General features: G+C 58.6%; 2 protein-coding genes. Both read right to left on the reverse strand.

Annotated elements, in window-relative coordinates:
- Positions 1-895, reverse strand: an 895-nt coding sequence (locus tag H8S45_RS15605) for a hypothetical protein (RefSeq protein ID WP_186950558.1), incomplete at its 3' end; no start/stop codon positions are given.
- Positions 895-3,000: LPD3 domain-containing protein (locus H8S45_RS15610; protein WP_186950560.1), on the reverse strand; the 2,106-nt coding region annotated here is incomplete at its 5' end. The genes H8S45_RS15610 and H8S45_RS15605, both read right to left, overlap by 1 nt.

Raw genomic sequence — 3,000 nt, forward strand, 5'->3', positions numbered from 1 at the left:
TGTCTTTATCCGCATAGGTCGTGCGCCGCGTGTCGTCTATCGTGCGCGCGATCTGGCCGGACAGCGTCGGGACGACCTGCCCCGCATAGTTCTGCGCTATGTTTCCGGCAATCGCAAAGAGCGGGTTTGTCTGGCTGTAGGTTGCGCTTTCGATCGTGCTGCTGATGCCGGAAAGCATCGTCATGTTGATCATCGGCTCGAACAGGCGGGAAAGCGCATCGGTCGCCTGCTTGAACACCTGCTCCCCGTCGTCGTACTTCTGTGTCAGTGCATTGTAAAATTCCGCGCCGACAAACATCGGGAGCGCCGCGGGGGCCGCCCAGTCGATCGTATAGGAATACGGCCCGATATTCAGCGCATATTCCTGCGAGCCCTGCGCCGCCTCAAAATTGCGCTCCTTATCGTTCTCCGGACTGCTCGCGGAAAGCAGGCCGTTGGACGCAAGGAAGTACCCCACCAGCGCCAGCGACGTACCCGTCAGCCCCTGCGAAATATGGTCGATCGCATCCGTCGCGGTCATGGTCCCCTTTCTCACCTGCCCAAGGTCATAGGTCAGTCCCTTTATCAGCCCTGCCGGAGAAAGCTCGAAGCCGCGCTTTGCAATATTGATCGGCGTGCGCTTGAACGGGAGCAGGCCGCCGATCGCCAGCTTGGTCGCCTTGTTTTTGTTTTCGATGCGCGCAATCGCGTCGGCCAGCGCGGAAGCGTCCTGAAAGGTCGCCCGCTTCGCGTCCTGTATTGCGTGCGTCCGCGCCTGCTCCAAAATATCGGCCGGCACATTCCCCCTGCTCGGGTCGATGCCGCGCGCGGTCAGAAAATCGGCCATGCTGTTGATGTAGGTCATGCGCTTGAAAATCTGATCCTCCACGTCCAGCGCTTTGTTTGCCGTGTCCATTACCGCCTGCAGGGGCTTGGGGAATATCTTTGCCTGCGCTGCACCTCGGACATTTCGGAGGTATAAGCGTCCCCCGAGATCACGCCTTTCATTTCCGCATAGTCCGCTTTCGCAAATTCCTTTGCCGCGCTGTTCCGCGTCAGGGAGCGCGTGCGCTGGTTCGGGTCCTTTACAAAAGCCTTTTGGAGCGTTGCGCTGACCTTGTTGCTGGCACGGGTCGGGATTTGATAGACAATGTTCCCGACTACGTTTCGGATGTGTGTGCGCGGGTTGCCCAGCATCGCAAAATACCGCCATGCGTTCAGCCGGTCCCCAAGGGTCGCCGGTATCTGTGCGGCAACGTCGTTGTATATCGCATCCATCGCCGCGTTTGCATCTGCGTCTGTTTTCGCATCCAGAAGCCCTTGTGCAAGCGCTTCGTCAATGGTGATCTGCGGCGCTTTGCCGCCCCGTTTCTGGTTCAGCCCCTCCTGAATGTTGTTGACCGCTTTTTGGATGTAGTACAGCTTCCCCTCGCTTGTGGTGCGCTTGAGCAGGCGGAGCGCCTGCACGCTCTGTCCTGCCCTCGTTCCCTCCGCCGCGATCTCTGCGGCAAGCTGCATGGCAAGCCGCGTATCGCCTGCCGCCGCCGCTTCGGAATACAGCACCTGCGCCAGAACAATGTCGTCCTTTCCCGCCGTGCGCCGTCCGCTCGTTACATCCTCCCATTGCGCCAGCGCACCGTCGTAGCCTTTTTGGGCGATGGTGCGCGCCGCAGCGTCCAGGCTGCTCTTATCGCTGCGCGGATTGTAGGAGAACAGGCCGTTTGCCACGTTCTTTTCAAACTCCGGTATCATCTGCTCCGGCGTAGCCTGCGCCTCCATCGCCGTGCGCGCGAACCGGCGCACTCGGTCGCTCCCGTCCGTCGATTGGGGGACATCGACCTCGCGCGCCCGCGGCGCTTCGCCCTGCGCTATCGTCCCGTATTCGTTCGCCATGCGGGTATATGGGTCAAAGTTTGCCGCAGCCGCCCCCACCGACGAATCAGGTGATACGCCCTGCGCGGGTTGGATGATGGGACGGATAGGGTCATTTTGTGCAGCGGGGGTATTGCTATTTCCGTTTGTTTGGGATATACTATTATTAGTAAATGAGCTTGCTCCATCGGGGGACGTCGGTTGTGGACCGGCTGCTTCCGTCGATGGTGTCAGGCTCATTTCGTCTATCACACGGTATGTTCGAAAATTATTCCTGTCCGTATATACTTCAACATCAAATGTCGCTACATAAGGTTTCCCATCTATTACAAGCGTTTTTTCAAAGTAATCGTAACGTTTAACACTTTCTGCCTTAGTCTTGTTCTTATTATAGTTTCCGCTTCCCACATACTCCGCAGTTGAAACGATATTATCAATATCGTTAAATGCCGCCAGTTTTTCAGCGGTCATATTAGGATCAGAGGCGACTTTTGCCGCGACCTTGTTTCCCAAAGCTACATCATACGGCTGTCCATCAAACGTCACTCCCTGCACCGTTACCGTCCGAGTGCCGCCGTTCTGCTGGAATATGTTCTGCAAAACGCTTTTCATCGTCCGTGCAAACGTGCCGCCCTGCTGGCTGGCAAAGATCGCCTGCTGTGCGCCCTCCACGTCGGCTTTACCGATCTGCAGTGGGCGCGTCTGCGCTTCCGTGCCGGCGTTCTGCGGCATTTTCCCCGTGTACGGGCTTTGTATCGTTGTCGCCTTACCCGCCCTTACCGGAGCCGCGCTTGCATCCACGGATGCCTGCTGGATGTTCGGCCGGATCGCGGCTTGTGCGCCTTGTATTTGCGGGCGCACCGGCGTTCTCGCCGCGCCAAAGCCGCCGCCAAGGATAGCGCCCGCGCCGAAATTCTGGAGCGCGCGCCCCAGGTCAAACACGCCGTTTTCTCCCGCCCATGCCTTGTCCGGATTGTACGTCCCTTTCTCAACAATCGACTGTGCCAGGTCCTGCAGGACTTCCTCGGAGCCTTCCTCAAGCGCTGTATTCAGCGCGTTCCGCAGTCTGGACGCGCTGCCCTGCGGCACGTCAATGCCGCCCATGGTTTCTATTCCGGCGGTAGCGGCCGAAGAGAGGATGGCCGAAAA

The organism is Agathobaculum faecis, from assembly GCF_014287995.1.
Lineage (GTDB): Bacteria > Bacillota > Clostridia > Oscillospirales > Butyricicoccaceae > Agathobaculum > Agathobaculum ammoniilyticum.